The 20,131-nt window shown below is 58.3% G+C and carries 19 protein-coding genes and 2 pseudogenes; 10 read left to right on the top strand and 11 right to left on the bottom strand.

From position 1 onward, the window contains the following. The first annotated feature begins 81 nt into the window (after window positions 1–81). Entirely contained in the window at window positions 82–1,227 is a 1,146-nt protein-coding gene (locus AB6B38_RS14515) for an acyltransferase family protein (RefSeq protein WP_371395134.1), read from the top strand. 242 nt (window positions 1,228–1,469) lie between these two features. Here the strand turns inward: AB6B38_RS14515 and AB6B38_RS14510 are convergent, their stop codons facing one another. Further along, a complete protein-coding gene (locus tag AB6B38_RS14510) occupies window positions 1,470–1,685 on the bottom strand; it encodes a GDCCVxC domain-containing (seleno)protein (RefSeq protein ID WP_371395133.1) in 216 nt (71 codons plus the stop codon). Beyond that, entirely contained in the window at window positions 1,682–2,083 is a 402-nt protein-coding gene (locus tag AB6B38_RS14505) for a hypothetical protein (protein ID WP_371395132.1), read from the bottom strand. Before AB6B38_RS14505 ends, AB6B38_RS14510 begins: the two co-directional genes overlap by 4 nt. Before the next feature lie 242 nt (window positions 2,084–2,325). On the opposite strand from AB6B38_RS14505, the gene AB6B38_RS14500 reads away from it, so the two are divergent. From AB6B38_RS14500 to AB6B38_RS14490, 3 genes are read left to right on the top strand one after another with little or no spacing between them, the layout of a single operon-like run. Continuing rightward, window positions 2,326–3,042 (top strand): MauE/DoxX family redox-associated membrane protein, encoded by a 717-nt coding sequence (locus tag AB6B38_RS14500; protein ID WP_371395262.1) that lies wholly within the window; start codon window positions 2,326–2,328, stop codon window positions 3,040–3,042. A 12-nt stretch (window positions 3,043–3,054) separates the two neighbouring features. Next, window positions 3,055–3,459: a Cu(I)-responsive transcriptional regulator gene (gene cueR, locus AB6B38_RS14495; protein ID WP_371395131.1), complete on the top strand. Its 405-nt coding sequence runs from the start codon at window positions 3,055–3,057 to the stop codon at window positions 3,457–3,459. 53 nt (window positions 3,460–3,512) lie between these two features. Next, window positions 3,513–4,181, top strand: coding sequence for a class I SAM-dependent methyltransferase (locus tag AB6B38_RS14490; RefSeq protein WP_371395130.1), 669 nt, complete (start codon window positions 3,513–3,515; stop codon window positions 4,179–4,181). Between the two features lie 9 nt (window positions 4,182–4,190). Here AB6B38_RS14490 and AB6B38_RS14485 read toward each other — a convergent pair whose 3' ends face one another. The 9 genes and pseudogenes from AB6B38_RS14485 to AB6B38_RS14445 all read right to left on the bottom strand — a co-directional run bounded on the left by AB6B38_RS14485 (window position 4,191) and on the right by AB6B38_RS14445 (window position 15,835). After that, on the bottom strand, window positions 4,191–6,467 hold the full coding sequence (locus tag AB6B38_RS14485; protein ID WP_371395129.1) for a heavy metal translocating P-type ATPase: 2,277 nt from the start codon (window positions 6,465–6,467) through the stop codon (window positions 4,191–4,193). Window positions 6,468–6,772: 305 nt separating this feature from the next. Beyond that, entirely contained in the window at window positions 6,773–7,588 is an 816-nt protein-coding gene (locus tag AB6B38_RS14480; protein WP_371395264.1) for a hypothetical protein, read from the bottom strand. A gap of 63 nt (window positions 7,589–7,651) precedes the next feature. Next, window positions 7,652–8,197: pseudogene (locus tag AB6B38_RS14475) on the bottom strand (strawberry notch C-terminal domain-containing protein); the annotation flags it as partial. A gap of 665 nt (window positions 8,198–8,862) precedes the next feature. Further along, window positions 8,863–10,326 (bottom strand): annotated as a pseudogene (locus AB6B38_RS14470) (strawberry notch family protein); the annotation flags it as partial. 860 nt (window positions 10,327–11,186) lie between these two features. After that, window positions 11,187–11,582 carry a hypothetical protein gene (locus tag AB6B38_RS14465; RefSeq protein ID WP_371395128.1) on the bottom strand — a complete coding sequence of 132 codons (396 nt, stop codon included), beginning with the start codon at window positions 11,580–11,582 and terminating at the stop codon, window positions 11,187–11,189. A gap of 11 nt (window positions 11,583–11,593) precedes the next feature. Continuing rightward, window positions 11,594–12,280, bottom strand: a complete 687-nt coding sequence (locus AB6B38_RS14460; protein WP_371395127.1) for a ParA family protein — start codon at window positions 12,278–12,280, stop codon at window positions 11,594–11,596. 438 nt (window positions 12,281–12,718) lie between these two features. Next, the gene (locus tag AB6B38_RS14455) at window positions 12,719–14,590 is read right to left on the bottom strand and encodes a ParB/RepB/Spo0J family partition protein (RefSeq protein WP_371395126.1); all 1,872 of its coding nucleotides are present in this window, start codon (window positions 14,588–14,590) and stop codon (window positions 12,719–12,721) included. 58 nt (window positions 14,591–14,648) lie between these two features. Continuing rightward, window positions 14,649–15,125, bottom strand: coding sequence for a hypothetical protein (locus AB6B38_RS14450; protein ID WP_371395125.1), 477 nt, complete (start codon window positions 15,123–15,125; stop codon window positions 14,649–14,651). Window positions 15,126–15,361: 236 nt separating this feature from the next. After that, window positions 15,362–15,835: a hypothetical protein gene (locus tag AB6B38_RS14445; RefSeq protein ID WP_371395124.1), complete on the bottom strand. Its 474-nt coding sequence runs from the start codon at window positions 15,833–15,835 to the stop codon at window positions 15,362–15,364. A gap of 665 nt (window positions 15,836–16,500) precedes the next feature. Between AB6B38_RS14445 and AB6B38_RS14440 the strand changes: the two genes are divergently transcribed. The 6 genes from AB6B38_RS14440 to AB6B38_RS14415 all read left to right on the top strand — a co-directional run bounded on the left by AB6B38_RS14440 (window position 16,501) and on the right by AB6B38_RS14415 (window position 20,130). After that, window positions 16,501–16,776, top strand: a complete 276-nt coding sequence (locus AB6B38_RS14440; RefSeq protein ID WP_371395123.1) for a hypothetical protein — start codon at window positions 16,501–16,503, stop codon at window positions 16,774–16,776. Window positions 16,777–16,868: 92 nt separating this feature from the next. Beyond that, the gene (gene traL, locus AB6B38_RS14435; RefSeq protein ID WP_188452621.1) at window positions 16,869–17,153 is read left to right on the top strand and encodes a type IV conjugative transfer system protein TraL; all 285 of its coding nucleotides are present in this window, start codon (window positions 16,869–16,871) and stop codon (window positions 17,151–17,153) included. Further along, window positions 17,153–17,761, top strand: a complete 609-nt coding sequence (locus AB6B38_RS14430) for a TraE/TraK family type IV conjugative transfer system protein (RefSeq protein WP_371395122.1) — start codon at window positions 17,153–17,155, stop codon at window positions 17,759–17,761. Before traL ends, AB6B38_RS14430 begins: the two co-directional genes overlap by 1 nt. Next, window positions 17,758–18,120 carry a hypothetical protein gene (locus AB6B38_RS14425; RefSeq protein ID WP_371395121.1) on the top strand — a complete coding sequence of 121 codons (363 nt, stop codon included), beginning with the start codon at window positions 17,758–17,760 and terminating at the stop codon, window positions 18,118–18,120. Before AB6B38_RS14430 ends, AB6B38_RS14425 begins: the two co-directional genes overlap by 4 nt. Then, complete coding sequence (locus AB6B38_RS14420) at window positions 18,107–18,868, top strand: type-F conjugative transfer system secretin TraK (protein WP_371395120.1); 762 nt, start codon at window positions 18,107–18,109, stop codon at window positions 18,866–18,868. The genes AB6B38_RS14425 and AB6B38_RS14420 overlap by 14 nt, the downstream gene beginning before the upstream one ends. Continuing rightward, window positions 18,868–20,130, top strand: coding sequence for a TrbI/VirB10 family protein (locus AB6B38_RS14415; RefSeq protein WP_371395118.1), 1,263 nt, complete (start codon window positions 18,868–18,870; stop codon window positions 20,128–20,130). The genes AB6B38_RS14420 and AB6B38_RS14415 overlap by 1 nt, the downstream gene beginning before the upstream one ends. Window position 20,131: the final 1 nt, after the last annotated feature.

Genomic DNA, 20,131 nt, shown 5'->3' with positions numbered 1-20,131 from the left:
ACCGGCGGCGCGGTCCCTCATTTCCGGGATAAATGCGGACTGAGTCTTGCACTTGCTGTCTCGTGAACGGGGAGATGGCGTATGAGTGTTCCGAAATGGTCCAGTGCGATGCTTTCAAATGGCCATGGCCGTCTGGAGGATCATGCCAACAATTTCACGGCCATCCGCATCGGTTTCGCATTTCTTGTGCTTGGCGGGCACGCGATCATGTTGCCCATGGGATTGCCAATCACGGGCGTGTTTGAAGAAACCCTCGATGTCGCCGTACAGTTCGCGCTCGACGGGTTCTTCATTCTGTCAGGCTACATGATCGCCGCGAGCCTGATGCGCTCTGCCGACATGACAAGCTACGCCCTGTCCCGGTTCCTGCGCATCTTCCCCGGATTGATTTTTGCAGTGCTTCTGCTCTGGCTCTTCGTTGGACCGCTTTTCAGCGGCTTAGGGCCGGGAGGCTATTTTGCACAGGGTGAGACTTGGGTTTTCCCTCTGTTGTTGCTTTCCCAGGTCGATCCGCAAGCCAGCCTTCCGGGCGTCTTCTCGGCGCACCCAATGCAGGAAATGAACGGCCCGCTTTGGACAATCCGCTATGAATTGCTGGCTTACCTTGCCGCAGGCATTCTGGCGGCAGTGGGGCTGTTCCGCCGCCCATCCATCATTGTGGCGCTGTTTATGGGAACCGCTGCATTCTCGGTCGTTCACATGATACAGCCATGGGACGGGATCGGCGCGGCAACGGTTGATGCGTCCGCGCGGTTCGGCGGTGCCTTCATGGCCGGGGCGGCGTTCTTCGCGTTGCGCGACCGGATTGCCCTGACGCCGCTCGGCTGCTTGCTGGTTGTCCTCTTCGCCTTTGCCCTCAAGGACACGCCTGCCGCCATGATCGCCGGTCAGCTGGCGATGGGATATGTCACGCTGTGGGCAGGCTTCCTGCGCATTCCAGGCCATATCGGCGTGGCCGTGCGTGAGGTCGAGGACGTATCCTACGGCGTCTACATCCTGCACTGGCCGATAGGCCAGATCGTGCTCGCACTCCATCCCGGGGCGGGAGCATTCACATTGCTTGTAGTGATGGCACCGGCAGCATTGCTGACTGGCTGGTTGATGCGTGTCTGGGTCGAAAAACCGGCGCTTGCCCTGAAACCACGCCTGCGCGCGTTGCTTAACCCGGGCAGAATACGTTCCACTGGCACCGCTGAGCGGATCAATACGGTGCGTCAGGGCGTCTGACGCGCCAACCAACACTTGTCCACTGTCCTGCGGGATCGCGTTGATCGTCATAATCAACACGGAAGACCGTCAGGCCATCTAGAACGCTGATCAACCTTAAGCCGACCAATCACCTCATCCTGATCAACGCCGCAAGGCGGATGTGTTTGCCGAAATGGCCCAGGGGATCGTGAAGAGTGTGCCTGTCGTTGTGTGATGACCTCGATCTGCGTGGGCAAAGCGTACCCCCGCGCCCTATTGGATCAGGTGCCGCAGCAGCCTTTGTCCATTTGGACAGGCGGGCAGGCAACATCGCCAAAGGAACAGTAGACGCAGCAATCACCCGCCTCCGGACGCAGCACGGCGCCGCATCCCTTGCAATCGTAGAAAAATTGGCAAGCGTCGGTCGGCATTTCGTCTCGGGAAACGTGGCCGCATTCAGGGCAGGTCAGCGTCGAGTGGGTCAGGATCGCATTCATCGTCCATACACCCAGCGCATAAGCTCCGTCTCAAAGTGCGGCACAATGAGCGACGCAGCGGCAAGTAGGCCAGACAGGACGAGGACCCCGGTCACGATCCGGGACGGTTTGCGCCCTCCGCGGAACGCGAGATATCCGGCCAACGCGACAAGCGCCAAAGCGGCTGCGGATAACCAGAGCTGGTTACGGACAAAGAAACGCAAGTGGAGGAGCAAGGCCGTTCCCGCCCCGAGATTGGCCAAGGCTATCGGGAGGATGCAACAGGTTGCGCCGGCCAACCCGGATAACGCGGCCAGCGCGCCGCCGCCCGCAAACACACCGGCCAAGCGATCTGGTTCCACCGGTCGTTTTATAACCTGGCCGAGAGAGCGATCCGTCATCTCACGAATGTCGATCATGAAACGGCGCGCGTCACCTCACATCACAGTGAGCTCACCAAGGGCCCACAACTATCCCGCAGTTCGTCGCGTAAAAGCAAAAAAGCGGGCACTGGCCGACCTGTCATATCCAGTCGTGCAGACCCTTACATCGCGGCCCTTGACCCACCCATGGTGGTAAGGTTCACGGTACGCGCCAGCCGACCCCGCATACCGTTGAAAGGAAACTTCCAGTGACCGGAAAGACCGCCAAGCTCTACCGCATGGAAACGCCCGAGCATAAATGCCCCTACGGGCTGAAGAGCCGTCATCTCCTGCGCAGCAAGGGCTACAAAGTTGAGGACCACCTCCTGACCAGCCGCGAGGCTGTAGACGCGTTCAAGGCCGAGCATGGCGTGAAGACCACGCCGCAGACTTTCATCGATGGCCAGCGCGTCGGCGGCTATGAGGCGCTGGAAGCCTATCTGGGTGTGGCAAAGCCGAAAAAGGAAACGACCTACACGCCCGTGATTGCGCTGTTCTCGATATCGGCCCTGCTCGCCCTCGCCGTCGCCTGGCAATCGAACATGCCTATCGTCGGCCTGCACACGGTGGAATATTTCATCGCCATCGCGATGGTGCTGCTGGGCCTGCAGAAGCTGACCAATATTGAAGCCTTCGCTACCATGTTCCTCAATTACGACCTGCTGGCGCGGCGCTGGGTGCCCTATGGGCGTATCTATCCGTTTGCGGAGGCCGGTGCAGGTCTTCTCATGCTGGCGGGCAGCCTGATCTGGCTCGCCTCCCCGGTCGCCCTCTTTATCGGCACTATTGGCGCGGTCTCGGTGTTCAGGGCCGTCTATATCGAGCGGCGCAAGCTGAAATGCGCCTGCATGGGTGGAGAGAGCCGCGTGCCGCTGGGCTTCATCTCGCTGACCGAGAACCTGATCATGATCGCCATGGCGATCTGGATGCCGCTGCGCATGTATGGCGTGATTTAGGAGCCGGGTGCGATGAATATCGGCGAAGCGACAAAGGCGTCCGGCATTTCGCGCAAGATGATCCGCTATTACGAGGAGATTACCCTCCTCCAGCCAGGGCGCACGGCCAATGGCTATCGCGTCTACACGCCGCAGGACATCCACACGCTGCGCTTTATCGGCGCGGCCCGGCGGCTGGGCTTTTCGGTGCCGGATGTGAAGGCCCTGCTCGCCCTGTGGCAGGACCGCTCACGCTCCAGCGCCGATGTGAAACACCTCACCAACGGACATATCAAGGAGCTACGTGCCCGCGTCACCGAACTTAATGCGATGATTGCAGCACTGGAGACGCTGGCCAGGGCCTGTGGAGGCGATGACCGTCCAGACTGCCCGATCATCAACCGTATCGCCTCGACTGCTGACCCGAACTCGACCTGATCATTGGTCCAACACCGCCCACAACCCCACTGCTCCAAGCAAGGATCACCACCATGGCCGACCCTGCCCCGCAAACCTTCACGCCCGCCCTCGGCAAGGCATGGCTGACCCCCGCCTACGACGCAGCCATCGCGCTGATGACGCGTGAAAAGGTGTGGCGGACCGCCCTTGTCCGCGACATCGCCCCCCAGCGCAGCATGCGGATACTCGATATCGGGTGCGGCACCGGCGCCTTGCTGCTGGCAATAAGCGGTACGGAGCCTAGCGCGGACCTGGCCGGTCTTGATCCTGACCCGTCCGTTCTGGCACGTGCGAAGCGCAAGGCACGTAAGCGCGAGGCGCGAATAACTTTCATCGAGGGATTTTTTGGCGAGGCCAGCCTGCCTGACGGCTGGCAGCCAGACGTGATCACCAGCAGCCTGGTGTTGCATCAGGTGCCGATGGCGGAGAAGCGCCGCATCCTGTCGCAGGCTTTCGATATTCTGCCCGTAGGAGGACGGCTGGTGATCGCCGATTACGGTTTGCAGAGGACAAAGCTAATGCGGACCCTGTTCCGCAACACCGTGCAGAGACTGGACGGGATTGAAGATACAATCCCGAACGCAGATGGCGTGCTGCCCTTGCTGATGGAGCAGGCCGGATTTGAAGACGTTCGGGAGACGAAAATTGTCCCGACTGTCACCGGCTCGATTTCGATCTATTCCGCTAACCGGGGAGCCTGACGTTCAGGCTCAGTCGCTCAATCTGGCCCGCTTCAGCAGGAGCGAGTTGCCGATCACCGACAGAGAGCTGGCCGTCATCGCGATGACGCCGATCATCGGGTGCAGCAGGCCGACTGCAGCGAGTGGAATGGCGGCCAGATTGTAGAACCACGCCCAGAACAGGTTCTCCACGATCTTGCGGAAAGTCGCCTTCGAAAGCCGTATGGCTTCCACCACCTTGCCCAGCTCACCACTCACCAGTGTCACATCCGCGGCCTCGATGGCGACATCGGCCCCGGCGCCGATGGCGATGCCGACATTGGCCTGTTTCAGGGCTGGCGCATCGTTGATGCCATCTCCGATCATGGCGACATGCGGGCCATGCTGCTCCTGCAGGCGGCGGATTTCGTCGGCCTTGCCTTCGGGCAGCACCCCGGCAAGAACCTGGTCAATCCCGACCTGAGCGGCGACATGACGCGCAGCTCGCTCGTTATCGCCGGTGATCATCACCGTGTGCAGTCCCATGGCGTGCAGGGCTGCGATGGCGGCCCTGGAATCCGCCTTCAGCGTGTCGGAAACCGCGATGACACCGACGGCGTCATCATTACGCGCGACAAGTACGGCGCTTTGCCCGTTATTTTCGTACCCCGCGAGGGCGTCCAGCAGCGTGTCGGGAACATCAACACCGTTTTCGGTCAGGAAACGCGGGTTGCCGACGCGCACGGTTTCAGCGTCCAGCTGGGCCTCGACCCCCTTGCCAGCGTGCGCCTTGAAGCCTTTGACAGGGGTAAGGCTGACGCCTCTTTCTTCAGCGCCCTTGCGCATCGCTTCAGCCAGCGGGTGTTCAGAGCCTGCTTCAACACTGGCGGCCAGGCGCAGCGCCTCGTCCTCCGTCACGCCGTCAGCAGCGGATACGCCCACCAGAGCAGGCCGGCCCATCGTAATGGTGCCTGTCTTGTCGAGAACGACCAGCTTGATGTCTTTCAGCGTCTGGATCGCTTCACCGGAACGGATCAGGATGCCCCGCTCCGCCCCCAGACCGGAGCCCACCATGAGCGCGGTGGGCGTAGCCAGTCCAAGCGCACAGGGGCAGGCGATCACCAGAACCGCGATGCCAGCCAGCAGGGCCGCAGGCAGGGGCGAGATCTCCGGGTTCACCCACATCAGAAAGCCCGAGCCCCACTCCAGTATCGGACGCAGCTGCTCGGCAAAGCCCAGCCATGCCGCGAAACTGGCGAGGCTGATCACGATCACCGCCGGTACGAAGCGCCCGGTCAGCCGGTCGGCGAACTCCTGGATCGGCACCTTTGAACTTTGCGCTTCCTCTACCAGCCGGATCACCTGCGCCAGAAAGGTGTCTGCTCCAACGCGCGCCGCGCGCACGGTCAATACGCCTTCCTTGTTGATGGTCGCGCCGAGAACCGCATCGCCGGGCTGCTTTTCGACAGGAACCGGCTCGCCGGTGGCGAGCGATTCATCGACATGGCTCGTGCCTTCAACCACCTCACCGTCGGTGGGAATCTTGGCGCCCGGGCGCACCCGCATGACATCGCCGATAGCCAGCTCAGCGACCGGGATGTCCACCTCGCGTCCATCGCGGATCACGGTTGCGGTCTTGGCCCCCAACGCCAGCAGCCGCTTGATGGCCTGACTGGCCCTGCCCTTGGCGCGGGTTTCCAGATAGCGCCCCAGCAGGTGGAAGGTCATGATGGTGGCTGCCATCTCGATGAAGCTGGTCATCGGCCAGATGAAACCGGCCAGCCCGATCAGATAGGGCGGCAGACTGCCCATGGAGATCAGCACATCCATATTGGCGGTGCGGTTGGTCAGCGAGCGCCAGGCTGATTTGTGCGTCGCCCAGCCGCCATAAAGAAACACGACCGGAAAGGCCAGAACCGCAACGATGGCGAGGTAACCCGGCACCGGGCGCCAGAACATGTGCGGGATCATCAGCAGCATGATCAGCGTCGCGGGAATTGCGGCGATCCAAAGCCGTTTCACCGCCAGGGCAAGATATCGTTCTTCGGCATCCTCACTGTCGTGCGCCGAAGAGGCCGTTCGAACCGCGTCAACCTCATATCCCGCCTTCTCCACCGCCGTGCGGATGGCCTCGGGACCGGTCTGCGCGGGGTCGAAGCGCACGCTGGCGCGATGGGCGGCGATATTGGTCTTTACCTTGGCGATGCCAGGGAGCCGGCGGATGGATTCCGACACGATGCCTGCGCAGTGATCACTGCCCATTCCCGGTATCGTAAGAATGGTCTCGGAACCGGCTTCGTCCCCGGAACGCGCTGTAATTTCGGACATGCCGCTTGCCCCCGCTTCTGCAGAACAGGTTACCTGATAGGCTATACGCACGGAGCTGCTGGTGCCCTCAACAGGACGCGCGAGCTTACCTAAGACCCGATTGGTCCCGCATTTGATTGGAGAGCCTTTCACAAGAATGTGTTGCGCCTGAAAACTCTGCACTCCGGCGTTCAATATTTGAGTTCAGTGCGTGTCTAACAACAAAACAGATATAGGCGACTGTCCAGAGAGCCCAATGTTTGTAATAGAGCGATTGAGTTAAGAGTTCTCCTACCCCAGGGGACGCGTGCAGGGATAATCATACGTCAGGCCGCCAAGACGAGATCGGGCCGGGATTGTTGTAGCCGTTGAAGGAAGCCCAGGGCTTCCTGATCTGGCACCGTGAGGCGCATCTGGTAGGAATGGCGTTGCGCTTGGGCACCTAGGGAGGTCCAGAATGGAAGATCGTCGGCTTTCCAGCCACGAATCTCGATCACGGGCTTGTCCATGAAGCGAGTGGGCACAAGGTGAAGGCGAGAAGCGGTGTGGCTTATGGATCGCCCCTCTCTCAGCTGGGAGATAAGGTGATCGGGTTTCTGACGGGTTTCGATATCGGCAAGCATTTGGGCCTGGTTGGCAGTGAGCAGCCGGCCGACAACGGAATCGCCGTTGTCATCCATTATGCGACGGACGGAGATGTCCGAGGAGTCGAATGACCGCCATAGGTGAAGGCTGGCACCGTGGAGGATATGGACCAGGCGTTTCAGGATTTGAGCCGGTTTGGATTGAGCGGCTTCCCAGAGGCGCGTGAACTCTTCCCGATCGATCTCATCGTAGCGCATGATGAGGACGTTTTCTGACTGATGCCAGCGTGAAGAGGGGCTGTCGAGCGTGAGGACGGTGTAGGGAATACCGTTATCTCCTGCAGCCAGCCGGGGCATGGACGCGAGGATGGGCGTTTGTGTTTTACGGTCCTTGAAATAGCCCGATGTGAAGTCCGGATCGATTGATAGAGCATCCAAGGAGCGTGGGTGGAGGATGTCGGTTGTCTCATAGACAGAGACATAGCCGGGCAAGAAAGCTTCTGGATCGGCAGGGAGCTGATGGCGTTCAAGCAAACGGATTTCATCGGCGGTGATCATGGATATCTCGTGATCGAGGATACCTTGTGATTTTGCCTGTTCGAGCGAGGCTTCCAGCAGGCCGAAGAATTCTGCGAAGATGGCGTTCTGCGTTGCGAAAGGCAGCGCCAGGAGTCTGTTTAGCCAGCGTGTTATGGCAGGCAGGTCAGAGATCGCGGCTGCGTTAGCGGTCAGTTTGAGACCAGTGAGCTCCTCGAATTTAGCTGCAGAGATACACGCTTTTCCCGAGGCGAGCTGATGAACCCAGTTGCGATAGGCGCCAAAGGCGTATGGGCCTTCCAGATTGTCCAGGGCGGAAAAGAGCTGGTCGCCGGCCGAACGTCTGTCGGCTTTGGTGAAGGCCCCAAGCACCTCAAGACGGCGGGCGATGGTGGAAATGAAGCGCTTCTGCCCGGCGAGATTTGTAGATACCGGCCGGAAGCGCGGGGGTACCGCCTGATTGGAACGGTGCGAGCGTCCAAGACCCTGAATTGCTTTGGAAGCGCGCCAACCCGGTTCGATAAGATAATGGCTGCGACGCTTCTGGTTTTTGTGGTCGAGACTGGCGTGATAGGAACGGCCCGTACCGCCAGCGTCGGAGAAGACGAGCAGATCCGCATCACCTGCCATGAAGCGCGCTGCTTCAGCCGGGTTTGAACTGGCCGCCGGGTTACAAGCGCGCGGGATCCATTGTCCATGACCAGCCGACGGGAGCGGCAGGTACATTCGGCAAGGCGATCAGTACCGAAATGAAGAACGAGCTGGTCGAGAGCGCCCAGGCATTCAGGGAGCAGGAGAAGGCGGGTCAAGAGGGCTTCTCTTGCTGCGATTGCTTCGGGGCAGACGACGTAGTTGCCGTCCTTGTCGAGCAGAGGTGTGGTGTCGACGATCTCGCCGTCTTCATAAATCGGCTGTTGCTTGATAACGGGGAAGGCGTTCTCAAGATAATCGATCACATATTCTTTGGGCGTGATGTCGATATTCTCGATGCCCATATCGCCAGCCTGCTTCAACCTGCGTTCGAGAACGGACTGATTGGTGGATGTGACCTGCACGACCGGGGCAAGGCCATTGGAAATGTCTTCCTCAATGGCCTGGATGAGTGCTGGTGATTGTATGGTTTGAAGCAGGTGGCCGAAGAACCGGAGTTTAGTGGATTCAAAAGCCGAGAGCGCGGCCGCTTTTGCTGATCTGGAATTGGTGGCGTTGGTTTCATCGACAATGCCGGTGGATTCCAGAGCGGCCTGGAGATTGGAGTGGATTACGGTCCAGGCGGCTGACCATTCATCCCAGAGAGCGATATCGTCTGGTGTGAAGTCGTGGGAGAGAGGGTCATAGGATACACCCTCGTAGCTGAGGGAACGGGCGGTGTAGAGTCCCCTGCCCTTCAGCTCTCTCATCAGCAGCTCAAGAGCTGCAGGACCGCCAGCAGAGAGATTGGAAAGGCATGCTTCACGGGTATCGAAGGGCGTCTTCGAACAGCCCCACAGGCCGAGGCGCGTGGCGTATGCCAGATTTTCGACGTGAGAGCCGCCGGTGGCAGAGACGTAAACGATGCGGGCCTCTGGGAGCATGTTTTGAAGGCGCAGGCCAGTGAGGCCGGTTTGGGATGCCTTACCCATACCGATCTTGCCCTGGATCTGGATCGCAGAGCCCATGGCATGGGCCTCATCGAAGATGATCAAGCCGTCGAAATCGGTGCCGAAAGCTTCGATGATCTGGTCGATGCGGGCACGGCGCGCTTGGGTGGAGCCCATACGCAGTGTTGCATAGGTCGCAAAGAGGATGCCTTCGACGTTGGAGATATCGTCGTTGGCCGAGATAGCTTTGAGATCGATGATTTCATGGGCGCGGCCACCAAGAGCGGTCCAGTCTCGCCGGGCGTCTTCTATCAAGGTGGCGCTTTCTGAAATCCAGAGGTGACGGGTGCGGCCGCGGCATAGATTGTCCATCAGGATGCCGGCGATTTCGCGCCCCTTCCCTACTCCGGTGCCATCGGCGATGAAGTAGCCATAGCGATAGGCGTGGCCTTCAGGGTGCTCATTGACGTCAAGAGCGCTTTCATTGGGCAGATAGGCTCCGGGAATGAAGCGTTCGTGTGCCTGACCTGCGTAGATGATGGATTCCAGTTGGGCGTCGGTGAGTATGCCTGACTTGATTACTCGGGCGGGAAGGCACGGCTGGTAGGTAGGCTTGGGCGCTGGCACGGATGCCATGGAGAACGTTTCAACAAGCGGGGTGATATGAGGCTTGGCATCTTCGAGAGCCACACGGCTGGGGCGGTATCGCGCGAAGATGGCAGAGTCTCCGGCTGGCTGGGCAGATTGAGGCTCGGTGGTGCCATATTGCAGGGGTTTTCCGGGAAGCGGAGGACGGAATGTGCCGAAGGACCGGACTCTGGAGGTGCGGGTGGCAGAGCCTTGGCCGAGATCCAGACCAAGTTGTCCTGAATCTGGAGTATTGGATGGAGCCGCGCCTGGTTGAGCATTGGAAGCGCGGCGGATGTCCTGAACGGTAGTTTTCAGCTCGTCATAGTCGGCGATAGGTTGAACGTCGGGGAGCCTTTGCGGAGCGCGTTTGATCAAGCGCACCAGAGCAGTAGCGGTAGAGACGCCTGCGTGTGCGAAGAGCTTGGGAGCGAGACTCAACAGAACGTCACACTCTGCCCGGTCACCCAGGACGGCAGACAATGCCTTGGCGTCCGTCAATCGTGCTGGCAGCAAGGCGACGGCAACACCTTCGGTATCAAGGCAGGACATAAGGGTCTTCAGATGACGTTCGGCATGAGCGAAGGGTGGGTTGATGATGGCCCGGTGATATCGCCCGTCCGGAGCGGTCAACGCGTCAAGGACGGCGGCATCAGCAGCCATTATTTCGGCTGAGGGGAAGAGGAATTTGAGAATTGAACGTGACTGAGCATTAGGCTCGTTGAGCGTGAGCGCGGCGCCTTTCAAGCCTGCAAAAGCTGCCAGCATGCCGTTGCCGGCCGAAGGCTCCAGAACACGCATGTCTGTGCGCGTATTCAGTAGAGCAGTGGCCGCAGCTGCCAATATGGGAGGGGTGGAAAAGAGTTCGCGCGACTGACTGGCAATGGAACGTATGGTCTGTGTGGGCTTCCAGTGCTGGAGCTGGGTGGCGATAGTCAGAAGTTCAGCCACGGAGCTGGAGGGATTGCTTGCCAGGATACGCAGCACAGTGGCAGCTTCGATAGCGTCGTAAGCGTCGCGCCATTCCCACCTGCCAAACTCATGGGTTGTGTCCATGGTTTCGTTGATAGAGGCTCGCGATAGCGGTCTCTCTATGGGCGTGCCAGCGAATAATGTGGCAGCACGCGATAGCGGGGATTGTTGGTGCATCGTCTTTCTCCTGAAAAGTTTCAGGAAGACCCCTCCCCTTTTTCCCTTTCGGGCGGTGAAGAGGTCGAACGATACGGCTGGACCGGGAAAGGATATTGGCCGGGCCACCGATTTACGGGGGTGGGCTAGTAGCCCGGCCAAGTGGGATGGTCAACGTATGCGTTGACGTTCAATGATGTAGCACGAGCCTATGTTTCTTTCAAGCGAAATGTACATTTTATAAGTTGTTGTTTAATATGCCTTTTGCGGTCTATGTAAGATCACTAATTATTGGCGAGCGCCTGATCGACAAGGGCTTGGAGATCAGCAATCTGGCGCTCGGATAGGAGCTGGTCATTGATACTGCCTCGTTTGATCACGTCCCGTGCGAACTGAAGAATGGCAGCTTCAAGGACGGGCCCAGCTGCGCGGTGTTTTTCAAAGAGGTATTTCGCTACGGCCGAATGCTCGGGATAGGTGCGGGCTGTGATGCGATCTGTTCGGGTCCGTTCCTTTGGAACCGGCCCGGATTTGGAACGCGGCTTCACGGGCGTGATGCCTCGTGTCTTGTTCATCACCTGGGTAGCAGCGAGGACTTCCTCGCGTGTCCGCGTTATCGCCGGAGATTTCTCTTTAGCCGGTGGTTCTTCAAAGAACGTGAGTTTGGGTTTCTCGACCATATCGCCCTCCCCTATGCAGCCCGCGTTTGTGAGATGCCCAACCTGTCTGCGACCAGGCTGGCAAAATCGAGTGCTTCCGCTTTGGCCTTGGTTAGACCGGGTGCTTGGCTGTCAGAGAGCTCGAACAGAGAGCCCCCATAGGCTGAGATGCACCTGAATGCCTCTCTGTCAGAAAGCCCTGTCTGGACGGCAATTCCGGCTTGTTCGAACCCTTCTCGAATGGCCTGCGCGGTTCGCGATGGTATGGCAGGCGAAAGGCAATTGAGCACCGGCATGAATTCGATGTCACTGCGGCGGCTGCGCGCAACCGCTCTCACGGCCGTGAGAGTATCGAATGCAGCTCTTGCATCAAATTCCGATGCTTTCATGGGGATGATTACGAGATCGGAAAAGGCCATGGCTGTGTGAGCTAGCGTGTTGGCGGTTCCCTGCACGTCTACAATGGTCAGATGATGAGTTTTGCTCGCCGCCTCAATGAGATCGATGACGCGGTTTTCATCAGTAGATTCCGAGAAAACCGATATGGATTCGGGCAGATCAGCTTTCTCGGCCCAGGAAGTCAGCGAACCTTGGGGATCGGTGTCGACAAGTGCAATCTTCCCACCCTGCTCGGCGAATGCGCTGGCGAGGCAAATGCAAAGCGTTGTCTTGCCCGCGCCACCCTTTGATGTGGCGATACTGATGACCTTATGAGGCATTAGACGCTCTCCTTCATGGAAACATGGTGGGACGCTGGTTACGCCACATAACGGCGGGAACCTGACACAACAGAGTTAACAGAGTGTAACAATGTTGGCAGCGTCGTCCATTGGCAACAATGTACGCGGTGTTTAATACGGGGCAGGCCGTCGCACATTGGAAACACCGCCAACAACGCCACACATTGGGAACAATGGGAACAATGGGAACAATGGCAACTATGGCCATTACTGGTGCCATAGTCAACCCGGACGCACTTGGTAGACGCCGGGTACCCTGTGCAACACAGTTACCGGCGCGGCACATTGGAAACGGAAACGCGGGTGCCATCGACCGACTCTCATATCAGATGGAATCTTGGGCAGTTGCAAACATAAAGCAGGGCGGTTTGCGCCAGGAGAAAACGCAAACCGCCCTTCCTAAAGCTCTTGAAGCGTCTATGCGTCTTCACGAGCTGGCGACGGCGCAATGAGCCCGTAGCCAGTTTCATCGGTGAAAGCGGATGGGAGCCATCCGGTCTTGGCGGCCAGCTTGACCGCTAGGGGTATCATGTCCGACTTCTTGGCGTTCGTAACAGGTGCCATCGTTGAATCCATGATACCGCAGGCTGTGGCGATCTGACCCTTCGTGAAGTGGCCAAAGAGGGCGGTATCAGCGGAGAAATGGTTCTCAGGCTTGAAGCCAAGAAGGGTACGCAGAGTATGGTGGCTTTCCGGATTATTACTGCGACCCCAGTGGGTTGAACGCGCATATAGATGTGCGGCACAGAAGGTATGCAGGGCCTTGACATCATCTTCAGGCCAGCTGGCCAGCTCTTCAAGCAGACACTCGGCATTTTTCAGGCGTTCCGACCAGGCATCATACTGGTCAGAGGCCTTCTGGGACGTGATGACCTCGATTGTAGATGCGGTGTTGGCAGGGCTTTCAGAGGAAATCGTGACCGTCCGGCGCGAGTGGTTGAAGGTGATCTTCGCCAAATGAGCCGTGGAAAGCAGAAACGCGGTTTTCGGATCATCCATAATGGCGTGCTGGATACCCGCCTGCAGTGCGCGGTCGATGTCCTCGGCCAAACGATTGGAAAAGCGATAAGCCTTGTTATGGCCGTCGGTCTGTGAAGCTTCCTCGTTATCTGCGGAAGTAGGCGAGGGGGCTTCTGGAGCGGCTGGCTGGTCTTCAGGACGAATGAGCCCGCGTTCCACTGAAAGTTCTCCCGTCTGGGAGACAGAGACGTAGACACCAGATTGAGCAATTTGATCGTCATTAAAGGCTTCGATCGAGAGGGTTTCGCGCTCACTTTCGAGGGCGTCAAATTCCTCTCCCAGTTTGGCGAGAGCATCGTCATCAGTCTCGGTCTGAAAACGTGCTTCAAGAGATTCCAGCTGGGTACTGATCTCCGCGTCACGTTTTGCGGCGGCCTCATCACGGAAGCGGTCTTCGGGATAGTGGCGGCCAAACTCGCGGATCTCGGAGTACACCAGGGTTATTACCGGCGTGACCCATTTCCAGCCTTCTTCAGCAATTTCGGCGGCATGCTCTTCGAGTTTGGTTTGTGCGAGCTCGGTCAACAGATCGGGATTGTCGCAATAGGACAGGCTTTCATCGAAAAGATCTTCCGTGAACGAACCTCCCGCTGATTCATAGGCTTCACGCCCGACGAACTTCACGAGCCTGTGGGACGGTGTGATTTCGTCTCGTACCAACTCGCGGCGAAGCTGATGAGGGGACCATTTGTAATATGCGTTGAGCATTTCATTGAGCACTTCGAGCTGGCGCTCGGTGTTCTCGGTTGCCGTGAAAGCCTGCAGGATATCGATACCGAACCGGCCCTCTTCAAAAGCGTCCAGGATGCTTTGATGCAGAGTGGATAAGGAAAGACGCTGCCGCACCATGCGGGGGGTGACGTTCATTTCGATAGCAATAGCCTCAACGCTCAGGCCCTGATCGCGGAGCCTCTGGAAAGCACGAAACTGCTCCACCGGGGAGAGATCGACGCGCTCCATGTTTTCGTCATAGGAAGCGGCGAGGTGTTCGGCCTGGGTGCCCTCACGCAAATTGACCGGAATGCCGGATTTGAGGGAGTCCGGCATGCGGCCTTCTTTGTCGAGCAGAAGCAGGGCGGCGCGGCGGCGGCCACCACCGACGAGGGCAACCTGTTTCTTGCTCTTGCGGTAGCCAAGCGGGGCTTGCAAGAGGCCTCTTTTCTCGATCGAGGCGGCAAGAGCTGCGACACTCTCCGGCGTGTAGGGCCGAGAGCGGATATTGGACTGGCACACGACAAGTTGCTTGAGCGGAACAAGGGTAACGGACATGGGCTATTCTCCTGTCATCAGATGCTGAATAAGCATCTCTCGTCCCTCATTTTTCTCTCTATCCCGCGATCGGGGAGAGGGGATCGCAACCAGGGGGCAGCCGGCCGAAGATCGCCGGGTTTTCTGCCATCCTTGAGTGGATACTGGACAGCCGTTTGAGGGAGAGCGACGGAATAAGCTCACGAATGAGCAAGCTGGCGGTCTGTTGGGCGTCCAAAGCAGCGTTGAGCTGATCGATGATCAGGCATTCTGAGAGACCGTCGGGCACGTCTGACGCGGCATTGATGATCGCCGCATCCCCGAGAATGCACATGCCCGTTTCAGTCAGGAATTTCTTGTCTGGATGAATGATCAGGTTTTCGGGGTCTACGGCGCGAAATCCGCCAACAAACGCTTTGCCGGAAAGGATGATGCGCGCACGCAAGAGCGCGGCATAACTGCTTATATGCCCAGATGGGCAATCGAGCTCATGGAGCGCCTGATTGGTTTCAGTCAGTTGCGCCGCGATGAAGAAAAGGGATCGGGACCAGGCCAAGATTGAGCGGAGCGCCTGGAGCTGGGGTAGGGTAGCAGGCAAACGCGTAAACCGCGGCGCACGGGATGCCTCGGTGAGGATCGTATTGAGCCCGTCAACAAGACCATGAGCAGCCGTAATGGCGCCAGTGAGTGCGCGTAGTTGCAGGGCGGTCTGTATGGCAGGCGCTGTGAGCGTTCCGTCATCGCGAGACGGATCCTCCTGACGCTCACACTGGGCGATTAGAAGGCCAAACACTATGTATTTGTAGAAATCGTGGCATCGAGCGCTAATGATTGAAGTTTAAGCGCGTTTATATGATGGTGCCAGGCAGCATGCAGTGTTTGAAAATGCTGATCGCGCAGATGTTTTGGTATCAGGAAGAATTTGGGCAGCATGGATTTAAACCAATCTGCATCGGAATATAATTGATATAACTGCTCATCAGACATGGGGATGTCCGTGAGGAGTTCGATATACCACCAGGGCATTTGAAGGCCATTGGATATCGAAAACTGATGGTGTGCGGCAAGTTTCGTGTCGCCGGTTTTCAGCTTGCTCAGAGTCTTTTTGTCGAAGCCCAGCACCTCGTCATAGTTTTTGCTAGGAACGTTCCTCCATTTCAGAAACTGATGGACGATCGTGATTTGCCGCATCTGGCGGTCGAGTCTTATGGCCGACAGAGATTCCACTGAAACTTCAGACGTGTCGGCCACGATGAGATTTTGCATGATGTCCCCTCTGCGAATCCCTCTCAAAAACGCTAGCGACAGGGATTGATGCGGGCAAGCGCTTAGCTGTGCATTCGGTTGGATGAAAGAAGGACTGATTTGACTGCTTGATAGTTTAGTACATTGTATGTCAGGCGATTGTTACAATATGGTTATGCAGGCTGCAAGAAGTTATAATATGTACTCTACTTAATAAAGGCCTGTAATTAGGCTGGTCTGCCATCTGAAGCGCAATTGAACAAGCCCGTTACATGGCGCGCTACAATGATTAATGGAAAGGAGCGCATGTGCAGCCATAAGATGTAAGGTAACAATGCTTGCTGAGGCGACAAAAATTAAAGCGACGGAACGATAATCGCCCGGAATGGGTCGCAGAATCTCGAAAAATTAACGAAAGAAGCGCAATAACACTCAACCCGGTTAAGAAGCATTAAGAGCTGATTAGAGAAAGGTCGCCCGTCAGGCGACAGACATAAAACATACGCGCATTACATCGCCCAAATAGAGACTCATTAGTGATTGATCTGCTCTGACAGGAATGGGAATGAATAAGCTCAAGCCGTGCTTGGCTTTTTTCAGGAATCTTGACGGGGTGATCAATCATGTCAATCGGTCGTTTGGAGAACGATAAGAATTTCTCTTGCAACCTTGGGAAAATGGCCGTCATGGCCGGGTTGCTGGCGGTAGGTAGCTTTGTACTGGCTACGGCACCGGCGCTTGCGGGCGGGACAGACAGCACATTCCAGGACTTCATCTTGATGATTACGGGCTGGCTGGAAGGCTCGCTCGGCAATCTGGTGGCGCTTATCGCGCTGATGGTCGCCGTCGTGATGTGCGTGGTGCGCTTCAACGTGATGATTATCCTCGGAAGTCTTGCTCTGGCCGGACTGGCAAGCTTCGGACCCGGCCTCGTGTCGGGAATGTTTTCGGCGGTCATCTGATTAGACAGCGCGCAGCGCTGGAATCTGACCGGGAGTGAAAGCCCATAACCGGATTGGATTGGTAGCGCTGCGCGCTCGGGACGGGGCGCGCCATGGCTGGCACCAGACTATACCAGATGCTCGACGAACCGGATCGGTTCCTGATCTTCACGATAGATGAATTCCTGCTTCTGGCGGGGTGCCTGGTTATCGGGTTCGGATTTGGAATGCCAATCACAGGCATCGTGACGTTTGTGGTCAGCTGGAATGTCTGGAAGCGCGCCAAGCGCGGCCTGTCCATCCGAAATCTTATTGCATCGCTGTACTGGGTATTGCCGGCGCACATGGTGCGTCTTCGCCGCTCACCCGATTCAGTGATCAGGGAATGGGTAGGGTGATGAAACAGGAAGCGGCCGCCAAGAAACTCCGGTCGATGACCCGCCAGCTGGTAGTGTCCAGCGTATTGGTGGGCGCCCTTGCAGTAGGCAACGGGATGATGGCGCTGGCGCTGATGAATACGCGTCAGGATGTGATCCTGGTGCCGACGCTCACCTCTGATATGCACGTATCCAGTGGGACCGTTAGCCGTGAGTATCTAGAGCAGGTGACGCGTGATGTTGCGGGCCTGTTTCTTAATCGCCATCCGCGAAATCGCGCATATTTCGAGCGGGCCGTACTGCGGCTGGTTCATTCCTCGGTTTATGGCGATATGGAGCGCCGGCTCAATGAGGAGCGGGTGAATCGGATCGAGACAAATACGTCTACGGTCTTCCATCCGGTAGAGCTCTACACGGAAAGCTCCCAATCCTATTCGGAAATCCACGGCGTGCTCGAAACCTATGTTGGGGACGAGCGGATCTCACGTGAGAACGCTGTGTTCGCAGCGGAATGGCGGCTGGATGGTCTGTCCTTGCGCCTGATCGAATTTGCACGGATCGACGCGCGGGATTCGCGGCTTAGCGAGTCGCGCAGTCGTCGCCGGATTGTAGAGGATGACGACCGATGAGCGAGCTTCAAACCTTCGATCTCGGACAGAAGCAGATCGAGCAGGAGATGCGCCAACTCGGTCATGAACTGTTTGGCCAGTTGTCGCCTGACTTCGCCATGCCGGCGATGAGCAATAAGGCAAAGCGGAACGTATCGGTTCTTCGCGCCATGAAAGGCCGTGGCGACCATTTTCACCTGCGGGGCATGGATCGCTACGCCGGATCGCAGACACGGCTTCTGATCAGCATCAGCGGATCGGTGAGAGGCCGTAATGGCGACTTCGAAGTGACGTACGCCGCGCGTTGGGCGCTGGCGCCACGCGCCAAGATCATCGAGCTGGATTTTGAGATAAAGGAGAGCGCGCATGCTGCGGGTTGAGAACTTGGCATGGGCCCTGGTTGGCGCATGTATCGCCGCCGTCATCTTCACATTTTCGAGCTTGGCGGACGATCAGGTTCCAGATCACGGCCGGGAGTGGGGTCAAAGCCATTTCCGGCTGGCAGATGGAGAGCGGTTTCCCGCCACTCTGTCGACCAGCGAAGTGACGCGGATCAGTTTTGATGGTGATCGCGTTGCCGGGGTACGATCGGCCCAGAATGGCGAGGCCGGTGGCCCCGTCATCAACTGGGAGCGAGATGACGCGACCGGTGATCTGTATGGCGTGGTGTCCGGAGGCCGCCCTGGACAGGTTATCAGTGCCTTCATCACGACAGAACGTGGTGCGACCTATCAGGCGCTCTTTACGCTGGCGGATCAGCCAGCCGCGCAGATTTTCATTTCGGGTATCGGCTCTGAGGGTGGACAGGCTCCTGCGCGCGCTGGCCGCGCTCAGGTTCACGCACAGCGCATAGTCGAGTTTGCCGTATGGGCGGCAGGCCAGTCGCCGCAGGGGCGCCGCAGCCGCCCTGAAATCATTTCCGAAGGCGTGAGCCTCTCAATCATCGGTGATGTGGAGCGCGACGGTCTGATAGCGCGCTTTTTCGAGTTCTCGAACATCACTGCAGCCAATGTCGATATTCGACATGAGGCGTTTGCTGATGTGGCCGTTCTCGCGGTGGTCTCCAGCCTGGACGAGATACCGGCTGGCGGCCGCGCACGTGTCTTCACAGTGATGGAGGCCCGCTGATGGCTGACGAGAACACGCGAAGCCAGCACCGTCGCAAGCTGCTGGTCGGCTTGATAGTGATTGTTCTGGCGGCAGCCGGGATCTGGTTCGTCCTCTCGGGCAACAACTCCGATCCGGTTTCCCGCATGGAAAGTGCGATGCCGCCGTCGAGTGCGAGCATGACGGACCTTGCGCGGCAACCCGTAGGCGAGCGCACGCATTTCGAGATCTATGAAGGCCGGCTGCGCACAGTGGAAGAGCAGCTCGGATCGATACGCGTAGAGCGTGATGGTGTGGCGCGGGAGAATGAAGAGCTCCGGCGTGATCTGGAATCTCAGCGTCAGGCGAATGAGGAAATCCAGGAAGAAGCCAACGCGATCATCGAGCAGCTCGGCGCGGCGCTGGATGAAGCCAATGCGCGGTCAACTGCGAGTGCGACTTCGAGCCAGAGCTGGAGCACTGCGGGGCAGGGCTCCGAACCGGACCCCTTCCGTCAAAGGGGTGTTGTGGAGGCGGATTCTTCACGGGCAGGCGGAAGTTCGACAGCGGGACTTGAGACATCCGGCGGACGGGCTTTGCATTCCGTTGTGTTTTCAACAGCGACACAAGGAGAGTCCGCCTCCCTTCAACGCGCCGTGATCCGCGACCCTAACAATTACGTGCCGCCCAATTCCTATGCGTCGGCGCGTGTACTGGTGGGTGTGGATGCGGCGACAGGGACCAGTTTCTCGTCAGATCCCAAGCCGGTGCTATTGCGAATAAGCGGGCAGGCACGCTCGGCCATTGAAGGCGGGCAGGTTTACGAGACTGATATCGAAGGCTGTCTCGTTAACGGGGCGGCTTACGGCGAATTGTCGTCTGAGCGCGTGTATGTGCGCCTGCAGCGCATGACCTGCCCGGTAAATGACGGGTCGGGCCGCGTGTCGGAGTCCAGCGTGGAAGGCTATGTCGTTTTTGCCGGCAAGGCCGGTGTACGCGGGCGCGTCATTAGCCGTGAGGGCGATCTGACTGAGCGCGCGCTTATCGCGGGCACGCTGCAGGGGCTTGGCAATGCGTTCAGCCGTGTTGGCCAGCCAGGCACGCTGGGTGGGCTTACGGGCGCCGCTGAACTGCCAAGCGCCTCGGATATTGCCATCAGCTCGGCGGGGTCTGGCGTGTCGAGCGCAGCCAGCCAGCTCGCCCAGTATTACATCCAGAGGGCTGAACAATATCAGCCGGTTATTGAAATGCCGACGGGGATCGATGTCGAGATCGTGTTCCTTTCTGGCGTTGTGGTTCGCTAAA

Origin of the sequence: Glycocaulis abyssi, from assembly GCF_041429775.1 — a bacterium.
GTDB classification, from domain to species: domain Bacteria; phylum Pseudomonadota; class Alphaproteobacteria; order Caulobacterales; family Maricaulaceae; genus Glycocaulis; species Glycocaulis abyssi.
This window is presented reverse-complemented; position numbering and strand designations above follow the sequence as displayed.